General features: G+C 29.2%; 24 protein-coding genes and 1 tRNA gene. 11 read left to right on the plus strand and 14 right to left on the minus strand.

Annotation, left to right across the window (positions count from 1 at the left end; genetic code table 11):
• Positions 1–3: 3 nt before the first annotated feature.
• Positions 4–1,143: a cysteine desulfurase family protein gene (locus tag Q0684_RS06515; RefSeq protein ID WP_299014046.1), complete on the minus strand. Its 1,140-nt coding sequence runs from the start codon at positions 1,141–1,143 to the stop codon at positions 4–6.
• 5 nt (positions 1,144–1,148) lie between these two features.
• A complete protein-coding gene (locus Q0684_RS06520; RefSeq protein ID WP_299014050.1) occupies positions 1,149–1,706 on the minus strand; it encodes a Smr/MutS family protein in 558 nt (185 codons plus the stop codon).
• A gap of 53 nt (positions 1,707–1,759) precedes the next feature.
• Between Q0684_RS06520 and Q0684_RS06525 the strand changes: the two genes are divergently transcribed.
• Positions 1,760–2,392 (plus strand): hypothetical protein, encoded by a 633-nt coding sequence (locus tag Q0684_RS06525; protein WP_299014053.1) that lies wholly within the window; start codon positions 1,760–1,762, stop codon positions 2,390–2,392.
• Here Q0684_RS06525 and ppk2 (Q0684_RS06530) read toward each other — a convergent pair.
• The gene (gene ppk2 / locus Q0684_RS06530; protein ID WP_299014056.1) at positions 2,389–3,174 is read right to left on the minus strand and encodes a polyphosphate kinase 2; all 786 of its coding nucleotides are present in this window, start codon (positions 3,172–3,174) and stop codon (positions 2,389–2,391) included. The two genes, Q0684_RS06525 and ppk2 (Q0684_RS06530), sit on opposite strands and share 4 nt — an antisense overlap.
• Before the next feature lie 7 nt (positions 3,175–3,181).
• Positions 3,182–4,042 carry a polyphosphate kinase 2 gene (gene ppk2, locus Q0684_RS06535; protein ID WP_299014059.1) on the minus strand — a complete coding sequence of 287 codons (861 nt, stop codon included), beginning with the start codon at positions 4,040–4,042 and terminating at the stop codon, positions 3,182–3,184.
• 92 nt (positions 4,043–4,134) lie between these two features.
• On the opposite strand from ppk2 (Q0684_RS06535), the gene Q0684_RS06540 reads away from it, so the two are divergent.
• Positions 4,135–5,082, plus strand: coding sequence for a lipid A deacylase LpxR family protein (locus Q0684_RS06540; protein ID WP_299014062.1), 948 nt, complete (start codon positions 4,135–4,137; stop codon positions 5,080–5,082).
• Positions 5,083–5,087: 5 nt separating this feature from the next.
• Here Q0684_RS06540 and Q0684_RS06545 read toward each other — a convergent pair whose 3' ends face one another.
• On the minus strand, positions 5,088–6,512 hold the full coding sequence (locus tag Q0684_RS06545) for an ATP-dependent RecD-like DNA helicase (RefSeq protein ID WP_299014065.1): 1,425 nt from the start codon (positions 6,510–6,512) through the stop codon (positions 5,088–5,090).
• Between the two features lie 104 nt (positions 6,513–6,616).
• Between Q0684_RS06545 and Q0684_RS06550 the strand changes: the two genes are divergently transcribed.
• Genes Q0684_RS06550 through Q0684_RS06560 form a run of 3 tightly spaced genes read left to right on the plus strand, consistent with a single transcriptional unit; the run spans position 6,617 to position 8,701 of the window.
• On the plus strand, positions 6,617–7,345 hold the full coding sequence (locus Q0684_RS06550; RefSeq protein WP_299014068.1) for a hypothetical protein: 729 nt from the start codon (positions 6,617–6,619) through the stop codon (positions 7,343–7,345).
• The gene (locus Q0684_RS06555; RefSeq protein WP_299014071.1) at positions 7,329–8,150 is read left to right on the plus strand and encodes a DUF3822 family protein; all 822 of its coding nucleotides are present in this window, start codon (positions 7,329–7,331) and stop codon (positions 8,148–8,150) included. Before Q0684_RS06550 ends, Q0684_RS06555 begins: the two co-directional genes overlap by 17 nt.
• Positions 8,147–8,701 (plus strand): RsmD family RNA methyltransferase, encoded by a 555-nt coding sequence (locus Q0684_RS06560; protein ID WP_299014074.1) that lies wholly within the window; start codon positions 8,147–8,149, stop codon positions 8,699–8,701. Before Q0684_RS06555 ends, Q0684_RS06560 begins: the two co-directional genes overlap by 4 nt.
• Before the next feature lie 76 nt (positions 8,702–8,777).
• Here the strand turns inward: Q0684_RS06560 and Q0684_RS06565 are convergent, their stop codons facing one another.
• Genes Q0684_RS06565 through Q0684_RS06585 form a run of 5 tightly spaced genes read right to left on the minus strand, consistent with a single transcriptional unit; the run spans position 8,778 to position 13,847 of the window.
• Complete coding sequence (locus Q0684_RS06565) at positions 8,778–9,731, minus strand: MoxR family ATPase (RefSeq protein WP_299014077.1); 954 nt, start codon at positions 9,729–9,731, stop codon at positions 8,778–8,780.
• A complete protein-coding gene (locus tag Q0684_RS06570) occupies positions 9,731–11,107 on the minus strand; it encodes a peptidylprolyl isomerase (RefSeq protein ID WP_299014080.1) in 1,377 nt (458 codons plus the stop codon). The genes Q0684_RS06565 and Q0684_RS06570 overlap by 1 nt, the downstream gene beginning before the upstream one ends.
• A complete protein-coding gene (locus Q0684_RS06575; RefSeq protein ID WP_299014083.1) occupies positions 11,073–11,918 on the minus strand; it encodes a hypothetical protein in 846 nt (281 codons plus the stop codon). Before Q0684_RS06575 ends, Q0684_RS06570 begins: the two co-directional genes overlap by 35 nt.
• A complete protein-coding gene (locus Q0684_RS06580; RefSeq protein WP_299014086.1) occupies positions 11,915–13,555 on the minus strand; it encodes a peptidylprolyl isomerase in 1,641 nt (546 codons plus the stop codon). Before Q0684_RS06580 ends, Q0684_RS06575 begins: the two co-directional genes overlap by 4 nt.
• 10 nt (positions 13,556–13,565) lie before the next feature.
• Entirely contained in the window at positions 13,566–13,847 is a 282-nt protein-coding gene (locus tag Q0684_RS06585; RefSeq protein ID WP_299014089.1) for a DUF493 family protein, read from the minus strand.
• Positions 13,848–13,944: 97 nt separating this feature from the next.
• Between Q0684_RS06585 and Q0684_RS06590 the strand changes: the two genes are divergently transcribed.
• The 5 genes from Q0684_RS06590 (at position 13,945) to Q0684_RS06610 (ending at position 18,431) form a co-directional block, all read left to right on the plus strand.
• On the plus strand, positions 13,945–14,484 hold the full coding sequence (locus tag Q0684_RS06590) for an ATP-binding protein (protein ID WP_299014092.1): 540 nt from the start codon (positions 13,945–13,947) through the stop codon (positions 14,482–14,484).
• The gene (locus Q0684_RS06595; protein WP_299014095.1) at positions 14,484–16,379 is read left to right on the plus strand and encodes an ATP-dependent DNA helicase RecQ; all 1,896 of its coding nucleotides are present in this window, start codon (positions 14,484–14,486) and stop codon (positions 16,377–16,379) included. The genes Q0684_RS06590 and Q0684_RS06595 overlap by 1 nt, the downstream gene beginning before the upstream one ends.
• A complete protein-coding gene (gene fmt, locus Q0684_RS06600) occupies positions 16,379–17,323 on the plus strand; it encodes a methionyl-tRNA formyltransferase (RefSeq protein WP_299014097.1) in 945 nt (314 codons plus the stop codon). The genes Q0684_RS06595 and fmt overlap by 1 nt, the downstream gene beginning before the upstream one ends.
• Positions 17,324–17,509: 186 nt before the next feature.
• The gene (locus Q0684_RS06605; protein WP_299014100.1) at positions 17,510–17,782 is read left to right on the plus strand and encodes an HU family DNA-binding protein; all 273 of its coding nucleotides are present in this window, start codon (positions 17,510–17,512) and stop codon (positions 17,780–17,782) included.
• Positions 17,783–17,873: 91 nt separating this feature from the next.
• Complete coding sequence (locus Q0684_RS06610) at positions 17,874–18,431, plus strand: YqgE/AlgH family protein (protein ID WP_299014103.1); 558 nt, start codon at positions 17,874–17,876, stop codon at positions 18,429–18,431.
• Here the strand turns inward: Q0684_RS06610 and Q0684_RS06615 are convergent.
• Both Q0684_RS06615 and Q0684_RS06620 read right to left on the minus strand, forming a co-directional pair.
• Entirely contained in the window at positions 18,428–19,261 is an 834-nt protein-coding gene (locus Q0684_RS06615) for an aminotransferase class IV (RefSeq protein ID WP_299014106.1), read from the minus strand. The genes Q0684_RS06610 and Q0684_RS06615 overlap by 4 nt on opposite strands.
• 102 nt (positions 19,262–19,363) lie before the next feature.
• Positions 19,364–19,747: an START-like domain-containing protein gene (locus tag Q0684_RS06620; RefSeq protein WP_299014108.1), complete on the minus strand. Its 384-nt coding sequence runs from the start codon at positions 19,745–19,747 to the stop codon at positions 19,364–19,366.
• A gap of 109 nt (positions 19,748–19,856) precedes the next feature.
• Here Q0684_RS06620 and Q0684_RS06625 point away from each other — a divergent pair.
• Positions 19,857–19,930, plus strand: a tRNA-Met gene (locus Q0684_RS06625).
• Between the two features lie 316 nt (positions 19,931–20,246).
• On the opposite strand, the gene xerA is transcribed toward Q0684_RS06625, so the two are convergent.
• Positions 20,247–21,404, minus strand: a complete 1,158-nt coding sequence (gene xerA, locus Q0684_RS06630) for a site-specific tyrosine recombinase/integron integrase (RefSeq protein WP_299014111.1) — start codon at positions 21,402–21,404, stop codon at positions 20,247–20,249.
• 140 nt (positions 21,405–21,544) lie between these two features.
• Positions 21,545–22,636: a redox-regulated ATPase YchF gene (gene ychF, locus Q0684_RS06635; protein ID WP_299014132.1), complete on the minus strand. Its 1,092-nt coding sequence runs from the start codon at positions 22,634–22,636 to the stop codon at positions 21,545–21,547.
• Positions 22,637–22,744 lie beyond the last annotated feature (108 nt).

Consider the following 22,744-nt stretch of genomic DNA (forward strand, 5'->3'; position numbering starts at 1 on the left):
AATTTAAACTAACATATCTTTAAGTTTACCTATAGTAAAATCAATATCACTCTTAGTAGTAAATTTAGAAAAAGAAAAACGAACAGAAGTTTTGTCTTCCTCTCCATTAAACAAAATTTCTTGCAAAACATGAGAACCTTTATTGCTACCAGATTGGCAAGCACTTCCCCCAGAAACCGCAATTCCTGCCATGTCTAAAGTGAATAAAAACATAGCATCTTTTACAGGAAAACGAACATTTAAAATAGTATAACTACTCTTAAAACTATTACTGTTACAACTACCGTTGAACTGAATTTCATTAGATAATTTTTTAAGTTCAGTAATAAAGTATTCTTTTAAAGCTTCTATATATAATCTATCTTTTTCTAAGTTTAGCATGGCAATATCTAATGCCTTATTCATTCCTAAAATACCATGTACATTTTCTGTGCTAGACCTTGCCCCTCTTTCTTGATCTCCACCATAAAGCATTGGCAAAACTCCAAAACCTTTTCTAAAAAAAGCAAAACCAACACCTTTAGGTCCATGAAATTTATGCGCACTCGCCACTAAAAAATCAACATCAATTGCAGTTAAATCTAATGGATAATGCCCAACAGCTTGCACTGTATCTGAATGAAATAAAGCACTATTCTCTTTACATAAGTTAGTTACTTTTTCTAAAGGCAAAAGGTTACCAATTTCATTATTTATAAACATTAAACTTACTAGTGTTTTCTGTTTAGATTCTTTTAAAAGCTTTTCTAAATCTTTTAAATCTACATTACCTAACGGATCAATTTTTACAAAATTTAGATTAACATTTTGTGCTATTTGTAAAAATTTACACGTGTGTAAAACTGCATGATGCTCTATTTTAGAAGTAATAATTCTAGTAACACCTAAATTAAAAACTGCATTATTTAAAATTAAATTGTCTGCCTCTGTTCCGCTAGAGGTAAAAATTATTTCGGCTGCAGATACATTAAAGTGTTTGGCTATATTTTTTCTTGCTGTTTCTACTGCAGTTTTAGCGGTTCTACCAATTTGATGTATAGAAGATGGGTTGCCATAATTTTCTACCATAGAAGTTTGCATTACCTTAATTACTTCTAGATCTATTGCTGTGGTAGCTGCATTATCTAAATAAATACTTGTCATTATTATTATTCGCTTAAATTTTGATAAACATAAACTTCTGTAGCTCCCATGCCATATTTTTTATAAGAAGCATCATAATACTTTACGGGATATTTCTTTAAAAGTCTTAGGAGCTCAGTTTTTAAAACACCTTCTCCTACACCATGTATAAATACTAATTTAGATATTTTTTTATGAATAGCATATTCAATTTTTCGTTTTGCGGTATCTAACTGCAAATTTAACATATCAAAATTATCTAAACCACGCACAGATTTCACCAATTGATTAATATGCAAATCTACCTCCATAATTAATTCTTGCTTTTGTTTTTTAAACAGAGACGTTTTTGGTGTTGAACTGGTTATCTTGTCTTTTAGCAATTTATTATTTATATCAGAATATTTGCTTAATTCGTGCTGCTCTTTATCTATTCTAACCAATTCTTTTTCATCAAAATTAAAAACCATACCATCTGCAGTTTTTAAAGAAATGATATTTTTATTCACAGAAACTACAATTCCCTTTATAACATCATCTAAAACTGCTACTTTATTACCAATTTCTAAACGCTTTCTTAACATTATTTTAATTATAAATAAATTAATTGAAACTAATTTTATGCAAAAATAAGTATATGGTTTCTAGTTCTTCTAATTCTACAGAAAACTTCTTTGAACAAGCTTTTGAAAAGGTTTTATTAGAAGATGAGCGTACAAGTATTTTGCATAAAATTGCAGAAAAAATTGCGCATACTTACACTATTAACCAAGTTGTAAACCTAAATTTTATATGCACGCACAACTCTAGAAGAAGTCAATTAGGGCAAGTTTGGGCTTTTTACGCTGCGCATCATTTTAATTTAAACGTAAATTCTTTTTCTGGAGGTACAGAAGTAACTGCATTTTACAGAAATACTGTAAAAACATTGCAAAGTGTAGGTTTCAATTTTCAAGTGAAAGATTTTTCGCATCAAAACCCTAAATACCTTGTTTCTTTTAACGGAAGTAAAAAGGAAATCTTATGTTACTCTAAAAGGTTTGATGATGCTATTAATACCAACCCTTTTATAGCAATTACAACATGTAACAATGCTGATAAGAATTGTCCTTTTATTGCTACTGCAATAGAGCGCTTTCATTTACCGTTTACAGATCCTAAATTCTCTGACGATACAACAGAGCAATCAGCTGTTTATTTAAAAACCAATCAGCAAATAGCCGCAGAAATATTTTATATTTTTAAAACTGTAAAAGAACTTATTGGCTAAACTTCAATATCTTTATTATATGGTATTCTCTGCAAAACGTAATTTATAACATTCATTCTAGCCTCTGTTTTTCTATTGGCCCTTATAATTTTCCATGGAGAAATTTTAGTGTGTGTCTTTTTAAACATAGCATTTTTATACTCTGTATATTGATCCCACAAATCTTGTGCCTTCTCATCTAGCTTTGTCATTTTCCACTGTTTTAGTGGATTACTTTTTATATCTGCAAAGCGCTTTGCTTGTTCTTTTTTAGAAATAGACATATAAATTTTAACCAAATGGATACCAGATTCCAAAATCATTTTTTCAAAATCATTTACTTGATTCATAAAGATTTCATATTCTTTTGGTGTACAAAAGTTATTTACTGGCTCTACTACTGCTCTATTATACCAACTTCTATCAAAAAAAACAATTTCTCCAGCTTTAGGAAATTGTTCTACATAACGTTGAAAATACCATTGTGACTCTTCATCTTTTGTTGGTTTTGGTAAAGCCACAATGCGCATATGCCTTGGGTTTATTCGTTCTGTTAACCTTCTAATTGCCCCCCCTTTGCCTGCAGCATCTCTTCCCTGAAAAACAATAATAATACGCTCATTATTTTCTATTGCCCAAGTCTGTAATTTTATGAGTTCTACTTGTAATTTTTTTAACTTTTTCTGATAATTTACGAAGCGTAGTCCTCTATCTATGCTTAATGGCTCTTTTGTTAATAATGCTAACAGGCCTTTTTTAGTATTTAATTTTGCGAGTTGTTTTGCGTTTAATTTATCTACCATAATATTACTAATCTATATTTTTAATATTAGACCTATAATAACGTGTAACCACATTTGGGTCTGGGGTTAATATGGTTTTTGCATCTTCTTTACCATCATAATCAAACTGGGAAATTACGTGTCTAATTGCTTCTAATCTGGCTACTTTTTTGTCGTTAGTTTGTATTAAAATCCAAGGACTGTATGAGGTGTGTGTTTTAGAAAACATTTCTGCCTTGTAATGCGTGTACTGGTCCCATAAAATTTGGCCTTGTTTGTCTACAGGACTAAATTTCCACCTTTTTAGTGGGTTTTCTTTACGTTCTTCAAAACGTTTTAGTTGTTCATCTTTAGTAATAGATAGCCAAAACTTTATAATAATTAAACCATCTTCATACATCATATGCTCAAACTCTGGAACTTGTACCAAAAATTCTTTGTATTGTTCTTCTGTACAAAAGCCCATTACAGGTTCTACCACTGCTCTATTATACCAACTTCTATCAAAAAAAACAATTTCTCCAGGATTTGGCAATTCTTTAATATATCTTTGAAAATACCATTGCCCTTTTTCTACTTCTGTAGGTTTATTTAAAGCCACTAATCTGCTTGTTCGTGGATTTAAATGCTCCATAAACCTTCTAATATTGCCTCCTTTTCCTGCAGCATCTCTGCCCTCAAAAATTATTGCAACACGTTTATTTTGTTTAGAAACCCATTGTTGAAGCTTAACTAATTCTATTTGTAGTAAGCGCAACTCTTCTTCATAAACTAAAGTTTTTTTTACGGCATTGTACTGCTTACTTTTTTCTTTAATAACTTGTAATAGCTCTTCATTAGTATGAACACTTTTAAAATCTTCTTCAGTAAGGGTTTTCTTTATTGACATAGATTATTTTTGAAAGCTTAAAAATATCATTTTTTTTATGATTTTCATTATAATAAAAGCATTTTAAACAAGTTATTTTATATTTGTGTTTTATGATAAAAAAACTACTTGTTTTCTTTTTATTAGTTTCTTCCATAATTTCTGCTCAGCAAAAATATGCTAAGCAAATTAGTGTAATTTCAGAAAATGACCTGTACACTTCTACTTACAATGATAGGTACTATACAAATGGTTTCTTTGTATCTTATACATATTTAGCAAAAAGCAACCCCAACTTAGAAAAAAAAATTTTTAAATGGGAAATTGGGCATCAAATGTACACACCCTCTAAATCTATTGTATTAGATATAAATGGTCATGACAGGCCTTTTGCCGCTTTTTTTTATGGAGATTTTGAAATTAAAAAGGTGTTTAAAAACGAAAGTATTTTTACAACTAATTTTCAACTTGGCGTTATTGGACCAACTGCTTTTGGTAACGAACTCCAAAATTTTATTCATAAAATTTATGGGTTTCCAGAAGCTATTGGTTGGAAGTATCAAATTAAAAATGCTATTGGCCTAAATCTGGGATTAGCATACCAGAAAAAAATATTTAGAACAAGCGCCAACTTTCTAGATTTTACTTGGGTAAATGCTGGTAATGCTGGTACTATTAAAACAGATATAACAACAGGGTTTTTAAGCAGAATTGGTTTTAAACCTTTACAATCTTTGGCAAACTCTATTGCTTTTGGTACAAATGTAAACGATAACACAACGCGTTTTTTTAACACTGTAGAATCTTTTATCTTTATAAAACCAACAGTGCGTTATGCAATTTATGATGCCACAATACAAGGTAGTTTTTTAAACAAAAACAGTTTAGTAACAAAAGAATTGATTCCTTTTGTTTTTAATTTTGAAATAGGGTTACTATTTACCATTAACCGTTTTAATTTAGGCTACACTTTTAATTATAACACCAATAAATTAGACAATTTAGAGTTTAATAACGGGCACACTTATGGTGCTATTCAATTACATTATTTACTAAATTAAGCTTATTAATTTTCAAAAAACTCATCTTTAAAACCTATTAAATAAAGTTTTTCTTGTGCTCTAGTTATTGCAGTATACAACCACCTAAAGTAAGCTTTAGAAACGCCATCTGGCAAATAAGGTTGTTCTACAAAAACGGTTTTCCATTGCCCTCCTTGAGATTTATGACAAGTCATAGCGTAAGAAAACTTTACCTGCAAAGCATTAAAATATTTATTTTTTTTAATAGCCAAAAACTGTTTAAACTTAGATTTTTCATGTGCATAATCTTCTTTTACAGCTTGGTAAAGTTTGTTAGATTCTTCATAAGTTAAAGAAGCACTTTCACTTGTTAAGGTATCTAATAATAAAACCGTTTCAAAAGGATGCATTTCTGGGTAATCTATCATTCTTAATTCTACTTCAGCAAATTTAAAACCATAAAGCTCTTTTACAGAAAACAGTTTTAAAACCTCACAAATATCTCCATTTGCAATAAAACCAGCTTTAGACGATTCTTTTAGCCAGAAATAATTATTCTTAACAATCATTACAAAATCTCCTGCAGAAATTTCATTTTCTTGACCTCTAATATTATATCTTATTTGTTGATTGTATTGATTTGCACGCTTATTAGAACGTACAATAAAGGCAGTATCCTCAACGCCGTTATTTTGGTAAGCACTTACTAAGGCATCTTCAATATCATAGCCATCTTCTAGCCGTTCTATATCTGTAAAATTTACATCAAATTCAAAATTATTATGCGCTTGTTTTAAAAGTAATCTTAAGGCGGTTGCATTTACTAAAATGCCAGAATCTGCGTGTTGCCTCATTACTTCATCTAACTCAATTTCCATAATTTCTTTATGGTATTCATACTGCAAAGTGTCTGGTTCTAAAGCAGGACTAACCTCTAGTTTTACTGGCGGTAATTGTGCAGTATCTCCTATAAAAATAAGTTTACAATTTTTACCAGAATATACATAAGAAATCAAATCATCTAACAAAGATTTTGTGTCAAATAACTGTTGATTTTGTTTTCCATCTGGTATCATAGAAGCTTCATCTACAATAAACATAGTGTTGGTATGTTTATTTTGTTGCAACACAAAATCTACACTTCCATTTGTTTGCTTTTTGGGAAAATAAATTTTCTTGTGAATTGTAAATGCCGGTCTTTTCGAATAAATTGCAATAACTTTTGCAGCCCTACCTGTTGGGGCTAATAAAACAGATTTTTTATTAGCTGTCCATAAAGAATTTACAAAAGTACCTATTGTAGTTGTTTTACCAGTACCTGCATATCCTTTTAATAAAAACAGAGTATCTTTATTTGCGTTAAAGATAAAGTTACTTAATAATTCAAATAAATTATTTTGCTTATCAGTAGGCGTATGTGGAAATTTTTTTTGTAATTCTACAAAAAAATCTATCGGTTTTTCTATCATAAAAAGATTTAAATATCAAAGATACATCGATTTGTAAATAAAAGTTTTTATCATTGAAAAAAAATTGTAGATTTGCGAGTATACTATTAAAATTTAAATAAAAAATGGAATTATTAGGAATGATTTTAGGTGCAGCATTAGTTGCTGTGCTCTTAGCTATAGTAATAGTTAAATATTTACCTTTAAAATTAAGATGGATAGCCTCTATACTATTGTTGGTCTTAGCTATATTTTTAGGTTTTAAAATTTATGATGGTATTATGTTGCCAATTAACTTTAATAAAGAAAAAGTTACTAAGTATATACCTGTAGTTAATAATTTAAAAATTATTAGAGATGCACAAATAAAGCATTACGAAGTGACAGGAACATATACAGAAGACAAAGAAGCCCTAATTCAATTTATAGATTCTGCCCAATTAGCGTTAACAAGAACCCAAACTGTTATAGAAAAAGTAAGAAAAGGTGGCGGTATTACTGTTGATGTAGAAAAAAGAGTAACAGACACTATTGGATACGAACCTGTAATAAAATATTTTAAAGACAGAGACTATAAAAACATGTTTAAAGTGCCGGGTACAGATAAAACATTTGAACTGGAGGTATCTTCTGTAGAAAAGGTAACGGATTTAGAAGTGCCTGTTTTTAGAGCAAGAATACCAAAAGAATATATACTAAAAGACATGAATGTTTCTTTAGTAAAACAAGAATTAGAAGCTTTAGCAACAGATCAAATTAAAGGAGGATATGTATCTGTTGGTTCTTTAGAAGAAGTTACAACTGGTGGTAATTGGCCACCTTCTTATGACAAAAAAAGTGAAAAAGAAGAATAGTCATATCTCTTTTCAGAATTTTAAAGAAAATAAATTATCCATCCAATTTAATTTGGATGGATTTTCTTTTTGTATAACTAACTCTAATACAAAGCAAGATGTTTATTTTTGTGAATACACGTTTGAAGACACTCTTAAAACTCCTGAAAACTTATTAGAAAAAATTAAAGAAATCTTTAAAAATGATACGATTTTACAAGAAGATTTTTCTGAGGTAAACGTCATTCATCAAAACGAACTCTCTAGTATTGTACCAAATGCTTTTTTTAGTGAAGAGAAGCTAACTAGCTACTTAAACTACAACATAAAAACCTTTGCAACAGATTTTATTGCTTTTGATGAAATTGCGCAAATAAGCGCTAAAAGCGTTTACATACCTTATGTAAATATTAATAATTATTTATTTCAGAATTTTGGCGATTTCAATTACCAACATCACAGCACTGTATTATTAGAAAAATACCTTAACCACAATAGTGCTAAAGAGAAGGTAATGTATGTAAATGTTTCTAAAAATTATTTAGATATTATTGTTTTACAAAACAATACCTTATTATTATCTAATTGTTTTAAGTTTACAACTAAAGAAGATTTTATATACTACATACTTTTTGTAGCAGAGCAATTAAGCTTAGACAACTCCAAATTCTCTTTATATTTTACAGGCCAAATAGCTTTAGAATCTGAGTTATACAAAATAGCCTATCAGTATATTAAAAACTGTTACTTTTTAGAGAGTAAAAACGAAATATTTAAGCATTTAGATGCTGCTAACCACAATAATTACATACTGTTAGGTCTATGAGAATTGTTTCCGGAAAATTAAAATCAAGACGTATTTCTGCGCCAAAAAACTTACCTGTTAGACCCACAACAGATATGGCCAAAGAATCGCTATTTAATATTTTAAATAATACGTATTATTTTGATGCAATAAATGTGATAGACTTATTTTCTGGTACTGGAAATATAAGTTACGAGTTTGCATCTAGAGGAACAAAATCTATTTACGCAATAGATGCTCATTTTGGCTGCATAAAATTTATAAATGAAACCGCTCAAAAATTAGATTTAAACATTAATACTTTTAAAAGCGATGTTTATAAATTTCTAGAAAAAACTCCTTTAAAAGCGGATGTTATTTTTGCAGATCCACCTTACAATTTTGAGGCTGCACAATTTTTAAAAATTGTTGATTTAGTTTTTGAGCGAGAAATACTAAATGACGAAGGTATTTTAATTGTAGAACACTCTAAACACACAGACCTTTCTAATCATGCTAATTATAGTTACAGCAAACGTTATGGTGGTAATGTATTTAGCTTTTTTGAAGCTACTTTAGAAGAGCAAGACTAAATTTTAGAGTAAGTAAATACATATCTAAACCTAATAATCTTAGGTTAAAAAACGATTTTAACTTTAAAATTTTTGTTTACAATAAAGATTTAATAATATCTCCAATAGAGACGCCCTCTGCCTCTGCTTTATAGTTTTTTACTATTCTGTGAGACAAAATTGGTATGGCAACGGCTTTTACATCTTCTATGTCTGGAGAATATTTGCCATTAACTGCTGCGTAAGCTTTAGCTGCTAAAATTAAGTTTTGTGATGCTCTTGGACCTGCACCCCAATCTAAATAACTTTTTACCATTTCTGTAGCCATTTTAGATTTTGGTCTTGTTTTGCCAACCAAACCAACAGCATACTCAATTACATTATCTGCAACAGGTATTTTACGTACTAACTTTTGCACGGCTAAAATTTCTTCACCAGAAAAAATAGAAGCTATTTTATTGTTAATAATTGTTGTAGTGCTTTTTACAACCTGAATCTCTTCTTCAAAAGATGGGTATTCTAAATTTATAGAAAACATAAATCTATCTAACTGTGCCTCTGGTAAAGGATAGGTACCTTCTTGTTCTATAGGGTTTTGTGTTGCCAATACAAAAAATGGCAAATCTAATTTATAGTGATTACCAGAAACAGTAACAGAACGTTCTTGCATGGCCTCTAATAAAGCTGCCTGTGTTTTTGGAGGTGTTCTGTTAATTTCATCTGCTAAGATTATATTAGAAAAAATAGGCCCTTTTATAAATTTAAACTGCCTTTTCTCATCTAAAATTTCACTTCCCAAAATATCTGAGGGCATTAAGTCTGGCGTAAATTGTATTCTTTTAAAATGCAAACCTAAAGCTTCTGAAATTGTATTTACCAACAGTGTTTTGGCCAAACCAGGTACTCCAATTAATAAAGAATGTCCACCACAAAAAATAGACAATAAAGTAAAATCTACTGCTTGCTGCTGACCAATAATGACTTTACCAATTTCTTTTCTTAATTCTTCAAATTTTTGAACTAAATTATCTACTGCTGTAACGTCTGACATTATTTACTAATTTCTTTTTTCCAATTTTTATTAAAAGTACACTTAGAAAAATCTGACCCTATCTTTATATAAGTATCTTTAATTTTATTTTTAGACCATTTTTCAATGGTTTCTTCTTTTTTCTTTGACAAAGCTAATTCCTGAATTTTAACATAGTCGTCAACTAAATCTGCAGTATGCGTATCTGTCTTATCTCTCATGTATAAAATTTTATACATCTTTTCTCCACTCCTTGTTTCATCATAAAAAACATCAGAAAGCTCTCCCTTTTTTAAATCACTAACTCTTGCATACAAGGCAGGATCCATACCTACTAAATTAAATCTAGTTTCTCCAGTATACGGATTCATAATTAAACCTGCACTATTTTTTGATTCTTCGTCATCTGAATACTTTTCTACAGCTTCTTCAAAAGTTAATTTTCCTGCAGTTATATCTCGCTTAATTTCTTCTACCTTAAACTGTACTTCTCTTAACCTACTTTCCGGAATTTCTGGTTGCATTAAAATATGCGAAACTATTCTGGTATTTCCCTTAATTTCGAGTAATTTAATAATATGATAACCAAACATAGATTTAAAAGGTTTAGAAATTTGCCCTTTTTCTAATGCAAAAGAAGTTTCTTTAAATTCTTTTACCAAACCTGCATCTTTAGTTACTGTAATTTTACCGCCATTTTGTGTTACACCAGGATCTTTAGAATTTATAATTGCTTTAAGTCTAAAACTTGCACCATCTAAAACCTCTTGCCTAATTTCATTTAATTGGTCTATAATTTTCTTTTTTTCTTGCGGTGTTGGCTTCGCATTCATTACCAAATGTGCCATTTCAATTTCTGCAGGAAACTCTGGTAATTCTTCTTTTTCTTTTAATCCATTAAAATACAAACGCACTTCTTCTGGAGTAACATCTATTTTTTCTGTAATTTTTAACTGCTCTCTCTGTATTAACTGGTTTTCTTTTTGAACTTTAAATAGTTCTGCTCTCAAATCCGTTAAATCATTCATCCCATAAGCGCTAATTGCCTTATCTAAACTGCCATATTCACTTACGAAGTACTGTACTGTTTTATCTACTCTTGCATTTATTTCTATATCAGAAACCACAACACTATCTATTACTGCATGGTGTGCTAATAATTTTTGTTGCATTAATTCCTCTAACATTTCACAATCAGAAATCGTAATTCTTCCTTCACTTTGTCTTTCCACTTGTAATTTAAACTTTTCAATATCAGAATCTAAAACAATATTCTTACCTATTACTACTGCTACACCATCTATTTTCACCTTTTGTGCGTTTACTTGCAAAGCAAACAAAAAAGTAAGGACTAATAGTATTTTAGTAAATTTTAAAGTTGTTGTTTTCTGTGGCATCTTTAACTATTGTTTTTTCAATTTCTCTTATTAATTCGATTTTACGTCTGTGTAAAATCATTTCTTTTATAGTAGGTTTTATATAGGATAATGGGGCAATATCGTTTCTATTTAAAACTTCTTTTACTGCCACCAAATATAAACCTAATGAGTCTTGTTTCTCTATGTATTTTGTTTTTTTTAACAGATTGGCTTTTGAAAAAGGGAGTTTTAACAGAATTTTATCCAATTGTGTCCAAACAGAATCATTCATTTGATAAATTTTAAAGCTCAGCTGTTGTTTTTCTAACATTTCTGTATCTTCTATTTTATCTGACTTAAAATATGCTATAATTTTCTTTTTATCTTTTATAGACTCATCAAAATGAAGATACTTTACCTTAACTAAAACATCATTTAACTTAAAATTTTCATTATTAGAGATATAATAATCTGCTATTTCAGATTCTAGAACTACGGTATCTAGCTTTTGCTTAATCAGCTCTTCTTTGTAATAGTTTATTAAAAGGCTTTCTCTATAATCTTGTACTAATTTATTAATATTATCTAGTGCCTTAGAGCTATTGTTGGTTTCTGCATTTTTGAGTAATAATTTTTTTACTGCCCAATCATTAATAAAGTTTTTAACTAAAACTAAACTGTCTTCTTTTGTTATATTGTCTGGTAAAATACCTTTTAAATCTTGTTTAAAAAGTTTTTCTGTATTTACAATAGCAACAATTTCCGATTCATTTACTTGTTTTTCTTCAACAGCAAAATAATCGCAAGATGCAAGACCAATTAAACAAAAAAGTAAACAAGCTATTCTCATTTCTTATTTTGGTAAAACTTAATTAGTTTCTTCAGTTGTTTTTTATTAACCTTTATTTTGGCTTTTCTTCTTAAATCTGCAATCCAATTTTCTTCTAAATAGTTCTGGTAATCATTCATTACCTCTCCTTTAATCTCACTAAGCTCTGCTGCTTTATAATTTGCTTTATGTTTTGTAAAATAATTTTGTAAACCTAGGGTATCTTTTGTAGACTTTGTCCAGATTTTCTGTTGCATCAGTTCAAAAAGTAGCAAACCATCTTCATATTCTTTTAACGTATAAGCGTATTCTGGCTCTGTATTTACCAAGTTTTCTTTATAATACTTTAAGATTTCTTCATCTTTAAAGCTTTCAAATAATAGAAACAAGGGCTTATTTCTTCTATTTTTAATATATTTAATAAATTCTTCTTGTTTAATATTTTTATTATTGATGCTTAGCAACGTATTCTGCAGAGAGTCCTTAGTTATACCTCTTATATTTTTATTTTCTAAAATTTGTTTTGCTTCTTCATATTCTACAATATTGTACTTCGCTTTTAACTTATTAATCACTGCCTTTTCAGACATTTGCATTCTAGAACTTCTTTTAATTCTTGCTCTTAATTCTTTTTTTAATTCATTAAAAGGTTTTACTGGATGTTTTTTAATTAGCTTAACAATATGCCAGCCAAAACGCGTTTTAAATGGTTTAGAATACGTACCCTCTTCTTGTAAACCAAAAGCGGCATCTTCAAAAGGCTTAACCATTCTGCCTATGCCAAATTTACCTAATTTACCACCAGCACTTTTAGAACCTCTATCTTCTGAATATTGCTTAGCTAATTCTTCAAAATTATTGCTTACAATTAGTTTATTATAAACCTCATCTATTTTGCTTTTTCCAACAGATGTTGTGTCTAAAATTAAAATATGTGCAGCTTCAACTTCTCCTTTACTCGGTTTTATATCATCTACTTTAACAATATGATAGCCAAATTGAGTTCTAAATGGCATAGAAATATTACCAATTTCTGTGCCATAAGCGGCATCTTCAAAAGGTGCAACCATATTAAAAGCAGAAAAATACCCCAAGTTACCACCATTACCTGGCCTTCCTGTTCTAGGGTTGTCTTTAGCAGAATTATCTTCTGAGCTTGTTTTTGCAACTTGCTCAAAATCTTCTCCGTTAACAATTCTATTTCTAATGCCAATAATTTTATTATATGCTATTAAAGTGTCTTTAGGAGTAGCATTATTATTAATTCTAATTAAAATATGCTTTGCTTTAATTTGATTTTTTGTTCTAAAATAAGCATCTTTTAATAAGCCATCAATAAAAGTAGTGTCTTTTAAATAAGGTGCAGAAAGCTGATTTTTGTATGTTTCTATTTCTCTTTTGTAAGAAGGTAACGTATCTAATTTATTGCGATATGCTTCTTTAACTTTTAATTTATAATTTATGTATAAATCTAAATTTTTAGTAACATCTTTTGCTTCATCATTATCTATAGCATCTAAGTTTTTCTCGTAAATACGTTTAAAATCTGCTACAGAAGTTTTTTCTTTATTTATAGTAACTAACGTTTTCGCTTTTTTTTGTGCGAAAACACTAGAACTGATTAATACAATACAAATTGCTAAAATTCTAATTCTCATAATTTAATGCCTATAATGATATAATACCTTCTATTTTTTCTGCGCTTTTATAATATTCAATTATTTCTTCTGAATCTTTTACCTTTAAAAGTACAGAAACACTAATATATTTACCTGTTTTAGATTGTTTGGTATTTATAACTGCGCCAGTATTGTTAAATAAATCTTCTACTTCTGCAACTTGATTTTTAGTAGTTGGCACTATAAATTTATACAAATAATCTGCAGGAAATTCTGTGGTATCCTCTAATTGCCCCTTTAACTTGGCATAAAATTCGGCTTTATTACTCATATTTTTTGTTAAAAATTTGTAAACTATTTTTAAGGTTGCAATCTACAAAATTACATTAAAAATTAGGTTTATAAAGGGAATGAATTATTTTTGTACAATGCAAAAAAAAATTGTGCTTATTGGAGGTCCAGGAACTGGAAAAACTACTGTTTTAAATACGTTAAAAGAACGTGGCTTTTTTTGTTTTGAAGAAGTGTCTAGAGATGTTATTATCGAGGCTAAGCAAAAAGGAATAGATCAACTTTTTTTAACAGAACCTTTATTATTTAGTAAAATGCTTTTAGAAGGTAGAGAAAAGCAATACAAAAAAGCGGTAGAAACAAAAACTGAAATTGTTTTTTTTGATAGAGGTTTACCAGATGTGCACGCTTATATGGATTATTTTAAAACCGAATATCCAGATTATTTTGTAGAAAAAAGTAAGCAATTTAAGTACACAAAAATATTTCATTTCAAACCCTGGAAAGAAATTCATACCACAGATAATGAACGCTACGAAACCTTTGAAGAAGCTGTAAAAATTGACTGTTATTTGGTAAATACTTACAAAAAGTTAGGTTACGAATTAATTACGGTTCCTTTTGGTAAAGTCTCTGAAAGGTGCGACTTTATTATAAATGCGCTTTCTATTAATTAATGAGCACACCACATAAAATACTAGAAAAGTTTTGGGGTTATAACACTTTTAGAACGCCACAAGAAAAAATAATTACTGCTGTTTTAGAAAAAAAAGATGTTATTGCCTTGTTGCCAACTGGCGGAGGAAAATCTTTATGTTTTCAAATTCCTGCGTTATTGCAAGAAGGTGTTTGTTTGGTTATATCTCCATTAATTGCACTAATGCAAGATCAAGTAAAAAATTTAACGAAAAAAAATATAAAAGCAACTTTAATTCCTTCTGGTATTAGTCAAAATGAACAAATTACGCTTTTTGACAATATTAAATTTGGTAATTATAAGTTTTTATACATTTCTCCAGAAAGGTTACAATCACAATTTATTCAACAAAAAATTAAAGAATTAAATGTAAATTTAGTTGCTGTTGATGAAGCACATTGTATTTCTGAATGGGGACATGATTTTAGACCTTCTTATAGAAATATTGCCCTACTAAAAGAATTACAACCCAATGCAAATTTTATAGCCTTAACAGCAACTGCAAATGATAAAATTTTAGACGATATTTCTAAAAATCTAAAATTAAAAGCGCCTGTAATTTTTAAAAAATCTTTTTTTAGAGCCAATTTAGCCTATCAAATTTTTAATATTGAAGATAAATTAGAACGCATAATTCAAATTTTTAAAAAAACTAAAAAACCGGCAATTGTATATGTAAACTCTAGAAAAAAAACAGTTGAAATTGCTAACTTTTTAAATGCCAATAATTTTAAAAGCTCTTTTTATCATGCTGGTTTAACCCCAAAAGAAAAACAAGAAAATTTTATAAACTGGCTCACTGAAAAAACACCTGTTATTGTGGCTACCAATGCTTTTGGCATGGGAATAGACAAAACTAATGTTGGCCTAGTAATACATTACAACTTACCAGCAAGTATAGAAAATTATGTGCAAGAAACGGGAAGAGCTGGCAGAAATAATAAAAAATCATTTGGCGTATTATTGTATAATGCTAATGATGTTGCTTTGCATCAACAAAAAACAGCAAACACCTTACCTAGCCTTTTAGAAATAAAAACTGTTCATAAAAAACTGTATCAACATTTTAACATTGCAAAAGGTGAGTTATTAGAACGTTCTTTTGATTTTAATTTTATAGAATTCTGTAAAAAATACAATTTTCCTGTTTTAAAAGTTGATGTAATTTTAAAAATATTAGTCAATTATGGTATTCTTGAAATGTCTAGTAACTACAATAAAAAAATAACCTTAACTATTCTAAGTTCTCATAAAGCTATTCTTAATTTTTCTAACAATAATAGGAAAATTGGGCACTTTTTAAACATTCTATTAAGAACCTATGGTGGTCTTTTTGAAAGCGAAACTAAAATAGATGAATTTTTACTGGCAAAAAAAGCAAGTATTACTACAACTCAGGTTTTAAAAAACCTAGAAACACTAGAGCAAAACAACTTAATTAAGTATACACCAGTTACTACAGAAAGTGCGCTAACATTTTTAGTACCAAGAGAAGATGATTATGCTATTAACAAGTTTAGTAAAGAAATGAAACTTTTTTTAGAGCAAAAGAAAAACAAAACAACCAATTTTATAGCATTTGTAAAAAACAATAAAACTTGCAGAAGCGTACTATTACTAAGCTATTTTGGTGAAATATCTTCGGAAAATTGCGGTATTTGCGATGTTTGTCTTAAAAACAAATTAGCAAAGAAAAGCATAACTACAAAAGAAATATTAGACTTATTTAACCATAAAAAACAATTAAGCTCTAAAGAAATTTGTAGCCAATTAAAAGCCAACAAAAAACCTATTTTAATACATTTGCAAACCTTAATTGCTACTGATAAATTAGTAATAAATCAGCAAAATAAATATCAGCTAAAAGAGAAATAATGAGAGATATACGTATTGTATTTATGGGAACGCCAGATTTTGCAGTAACCATATTAAAACATTTAGTAGATAATCAATATAATATTGTAGGTGTAATTACAGCGCCAGACAAACCTGCAGGAAGAGGAAGAAAGTTAAACCAATCTGCCGTAAAAAAATATGCATTATCTGAAGAACTAAAAGTTTTGCAACCTAAAAATCTAAAAAGCGAAGATTTTAATAAAACGCTAAAAAGCCTTAATGCCAACTTGCAAATTGTTGTAGCTTTTAGAATGCTACCAAAAATAGTTTGGCAACTCCCTAAATTTGGCACTTTTAATTTACATGCATCATTGTTACCTGCATATAGAGGAGCTGCGCCAATTCATTGGGCCATTATTAATGGAGAAAATAAAACTGGCGCTTCTACTTTTTTCATTGATGATAAAATTGATACAGGAGAAATAATACTACAAGAAGAAATAACAATTCAGCATAACGAAACCGTTGGTAGCTTACACGATAAATTAATGCACTTAGGAGCCAATTTAGTAGCGAAAACTGTAGATTTAATAAAGGAAGACAAAGTAACTAGCATTAAACAACCTGATTTTGAAGAAAAATCTGCGCCAAAACTTAACCCAGAAAACACAAAAATAAATTGGACAGACTCATTACAAAATATTTACAATAAAATTCGTGGTTTAAATCCTTTTCCTGCTGCTTGGACCAACATTAAAACAGATGAAAACCAAATATCTGCTAAAATTTATGCAGTAAAAACACAAAAAGAAGCGCATAATCATAATTTCGGAAAAATAATTGCATCTAAAAAAGAATTAAAAGTGGCTGTAAACGGAGGTTACCTAATAATACAAGAAATTAAAATTTCTGGAAAGAAAAAAATGGATGTCAAAAGTCTATTAAACGGCTTTTCTTTTTCTGAAGATGCAATAATGTTGTAAACCCGTTATTAGCAAGGATTGTAGAGTTTTTCGATATTCAAAGACCAGTTTATTAACAATTAGAGTTCTTTTATTAACAAAACAGTACTTTTTTAAGCTCTAAATTTGCGTAAACCCACAATCCGTCTATTTTTGTTAAGCTATTAAGCAAAAAAATTTATTAAATAATTTAAAAAAACATTTATTATGAACAAATCAGATTTAATTGATGCAATGGCTGCAGACGCAGGAATTTCTAAAGTAGCAGCTAAAGCAGCTTTAGAGTCTTTTACAGGTAACGTAACTTCTTCATTAAAAAAAGGAGATAAAGTTGCTTTAGTTGGTTTTGGAACTTTTTCAGTATCTAACAGAGCTGCAAGAAGCGGTAGAAACCCACAAACAGGAAAAACGATTCAAATTGCTGCTAAAAACGTAGCAAAATTTAAAGCTGGTGCAGGATTAAGTGATGCTGTAAACTAGTATATACCGTTTTAAACAAAACAAAAACTCTCTTTTTAAAAGAGAGTTTTTTTTTGCTAAAAATTACTTATATTTAAAGAAAAAACATTGAATGTCTAAACTATCACCTAAAAAAGGAAGATTATTAGTTGCAGAACCCTCTATATTAAATGATGACTCCTTTAATAGAGCTATTATTTTATTAACAGAACACACCAAAACAAATTCTGTAGGTTTTATTTTGAATAAACCTCTAGCCTATAGTTTAAATGATTTACTGCCAGAAATAGATTGTACTTTCAATATTTATCAAGGTGGTCCTGTAGAGCAAGATAACTTGTACTTTGTGCACAGAATTCCAGATTTACTTAAAGACAGCGTAGAAGTAGCAAACGGTATTTTTTGGGGCGGAAATTTTGAACAATTAAAAAAGTTATTGAATGATGGTGCATTACAAGAATCCGATGTTCGCTTTTTTCTAGGTTACTCTGGCTGGGATAAAGAACAATTGGACCAAGAGTTACAAATTAACTCTTGGTTTGTTACCGAAAATAATTTTGAAAATATTTTTTCTAATAATGAAGAAAATCTATGGAAAAATAAATTATTGGAAAAAGGCGGAAATTATAAACTTTGGGCAAATGCACCAAACGATTTTAACCTGAATTAATTACCTGCTATTTGTAAAATTTTTAGACTATTATTCATTTTACTACCAATATTAGTCTTAAATGTTTTTTTCTTGTACTTAGTTACAGGTTGTATACCTATTATTGCGTTAGTAATAAAGACCTCATCTGCTTTTTGCACTTCAAAAGGAGAAATACTTGTTTCTTCTACCGTATATTCTTTATGTTTTTTTAGCATTTCAATAACTTTCATTCTAATAATGCCTTTAATACAACCTTCTTCTAAAGCAGGTGTTTTAATTACAGTGCCTTTTACTATAAAAATATTACCATTAGTTACCTCTACTACTCCTTTTCGTTCATTCACTAAAATACAATTATCTAAATCGTTTTCTTCTGCAAAAATACTTGCTATAGTATTTAGCATTCGATTATTTGTTTTAATGGTTGATAAAAGCCCAGAATAATTATAAAAATCTTTATAAACATCTATATGGTACTTATCTTTTGTAGTGTACTCAGTTGGAGCAACATCTATTAAATAGTCTATTTTATTGGTTTTTGGTGTGTATAAACCGCCATCTTTTCTAAAAACATTTAAACGAACTCTAAAATTAGATGCATTGTCTTGTATTAAAATTGTTTTTAAAATTTCTTTTTCTAAAAATTCTAATGTAAACGCTATGGGTATTCTCATTCGCAACATTCGCATAGAAGCCATTAACCTAAAATAATGTTCTTCCCAAAAAATCACTTTATTATTTGAAACCTTAATGGTTTCAAAAATTCCATCTCCATACTTAAACCCTCTATTCTCTGAAGTTAATTTAAGATTTTCCTTAAAAAGTAATTCACCATTAAAATTGATCATATCTTATTTTTAAACCGCAAAATTACTATATTTTGATAGAAATTTACCATAAAAAAACCAGCAATTATGCTGGTTGATTTTTATATAATTTAGAAGGTTTTATTAAGCCCCTATTGTATGTCTTAGTTCTTCAATCTGATTTTCCCATAATTGCTTAGATTCCTCTACTTCGTCTTCATCTTCTGCAAAATCTGTAACAATTAAAGAAACATCCTTTGTTAGTGGGTCCACTTCTATTTTAATTTCAAAAAAACTATCATCTCCTTCACTTTCTTGCCATTTCCAACGAATTCTTTCTCCAGCTTTTTTTGTTATTAAATTAGCCAATTCCTCTGTACCTTCCCAAACAAAACTAAATATTTTACCCCTAGAATTTACTTTATCTGCAAACCACTCCTGCAAATTAGATGGAGATGAAATATACTGGTATAACATATTTGGCGATGCATGAATTGGAATTTCTAATTCAAATTTTATTTTTTCCATAGATATTTAAATGTTTGTGGGAAAGGTAAGCAATAATTCTATTTAAAAAAAATGAACGCACTTCTTGCCAGTCTGTAAAAAGTATTTATATTTGCACCCGCAAAGGAATGGCGAGGTAGCTCAGTTGGTTAGAGCGCAGGATTCATAACCCTGAGGTCACGGGTTCAAATCCCGTCTTCGCTACAAATCTAAAATTAACTAAATCAACGAATTGTGTCTCACAATTCGTTTTTTTATGCCCTCTTTTTTCTTACTTTTACAAGCAGTACACGATACAGTACACGATTTTGCTATGAAATTGAATTATTCTATTGAACCAACCTTAAGAAAAGTATAAACGTTATTTTTAATAAGAAAAAACAAAAATATATTTATTCAAACTTAGCAAGCAGCATTAATACGTTTTATAACTGCATATTTATTTAATGATTTGTAAAAATAAAATTGGTATAATAATTATATTTTCAATACAACTTACTGAAATACAATTCTTAAATTATTAAATTTTACGAGACAAAAAAACATTTTCACTTTGTTTATCAGTGCTCTTAAATTTTTGCAAAGCAATATCTAATGGGTTCTGAATCTCCATTAAATCTTGACGCTTTACATGCGTATAAATCATAGTGGTTTCTGGTCTAGAATGCCCTAATAAAGTTTGAATATAACGAATATCTACTCCGTTTTCTAGTAAATGTGTAGCATAACTGTGGCGCAAAGTATGTGGCGTAACATGTCTTGTAATTCCTGCCTTGGCACAACTTCTTCTTAAAAATTGACGTATAGATTCAGGACTATATTGGCCACTATTTTTTCCTTCTACAAAATAAAGTTCTGGCTTGTAAGAATAGTAGTAATTAGATAATAAAGGTAGAAAACTATCTGCCAAACTTACGTATCTATCTTTTCTACCTTTTCCATCTTTTACAATCAGCTGTTTTCTTTCAATATGAAAATCAGCTAACTTTAAATTAATTAATTCACTGATACGCAAACCACAAGAATAAATTAAAGCTAAAATTGCTCTATGCTTTAAATTTTGAGTAGCACTTATTAATTTTAAAACTTCTTTTTGACTAAGTACACTAGGTAATTTTCTACTTTTCTTGGGTCTTTCTAAAGTTAAATTGTTAATTTCAGTCTCAGGATAAAACTGTACAAAAAGTTTTAAAGCGCTTATAAACTGCCTTTGAGAGCTAACAGAATATTTTCTTTCTATAAAAACCTTTTCAATAAACAATTCTACATCTCTATTGCACAATTCGTTTATTGCTTTTTTAGTATGAAAATTTATAAAGTCAGCAACAAAAAAAGTATAGGTCTTAATAGAACTACTACTGTAACGCTTTCCTTTTAAAAAAAGATAAAAACTGTTTAAGAGCGTCTTTTCTTCTTTGGTAATATTTCGTTTAAAAAGATCTTGTTTACTAATTTTAGAAGTATCTATTGTTACCAGATCTGTAAATAAATTAACAACTTTATTATAGTTTTCTATAGAAAATTTTAAATACCAAGATTTTAAGGTGCTACTCCACAAACTTCCTTCAATAGACCTTACTTTTACAATTAAAGCATCGTTGTAAACAAACCTAATTAAAAGCTGTTTCTCTTTACGATGCGTCTTTTCTTCTAAATAAATTGTAGGTAGTTTTTTCAAAATATTCTTTTTATAGCTATGTAAATATACTGAAAATAAAGGAATTAATATTTATCGATATTTAGAAAATATTTGAAAACAAAAAAATCCGAAAGAAAATTCTTTCGGATTTTTAATATGTATTTATTGTAGATTAAGAGTTATACATTAAATCTAAAATGCATTACATCACCATCTTTTACAATATACTCCTTACCTTCTACTCTCATTTTACCTGCTTCCTTCACCTTTGCCTCAGAACCAAAAGCAACATAATCTTCATAAGCAATAGTTTCTGCTCTAATAAAGCCTTTTTCAAAATCGGTATGAATAACACCTGCAGCCTGTGGCGCTGTAGATCCTATAGGAATTGTCCAAGCTCTAACCTCTTTTACACCCGCTGTAAAATAGGTTTGTAAGTTTAACAATTTATAAGCAGAACGCACCAAACGAGATACACCTGCTTCCTCTAAACCAATATCTGCTAAAAACATTTGTCGCTCTTCATAATCATCTAACTCAGTAATATCTGCTTCTGTACCAACTGCTAAAACAATAACCTCTGCATCTTCATCTTTAACAGCAGCTCTTACTTTTTCTACATAGTCATTTCCAGAAACCGCAGAGTTTTCATCAACATTACAAACATACAATACTGGTTTTGCTGTTATAAACTGCAAAGATTGTACAAACTCTATTTCTTTTTCAGAAAAATCTAATGCCCTAACAGACACACCAGATAATAAAGTTTCTTCCACTTTTAATAAAACCACTAACTCTGCTTGCGCTTCTTTATTTCCTGTCTTTGCGGTTCTTTTAACACGTTCTAGTCTTTTTTGAACGGTTTCTAAATCCTTCAATTGCAACTCTATATCTATCGTTTCTTTATCTCTAACAGGATCTACAGAATTATCAACATGAATAATATTATCATTATCAAAACAACGCAAAACGTGCAAAATAGCGTCTGTTTCTCTAATATTTGCCAAAAACTGATTTCCTAAACCTTCTCCTTTACTGGCGCCTTTTACCAAACCTGCAATATCTACAATTTCTACAGTTGCAGGCAAAACACGTTCTGGATTTACCAATTCTTCTAATTTTTCAATTCTAGTATCTGGCACATTTACCACACCCAAGTTAGGTTCTATTGTACAAAAAGGAAAGTTTGCACTTTGCGCTTTTGCATTAGACAAACAATTAAACAAAGTTGACTTCCCTACGTTTGGTAATCCTACAATTCCGGCTTTCATTTCTTTAAGTTTTATAGCAAAAAAATCTATAATTCATTTTTTTGCGATGCAAATATATATTTTTTAAACATAAAAAATTCCGAAATAAATTCGGAATTTGAGTTATAA

The organism is uncultured Polaribacter sp., from assembly GCF_947503875.1.
GTDB lineage: Bacteria > Bacteroidota > Bacteroidia > Flavobacteriales > Flavobacteriaceae > Polaribacter.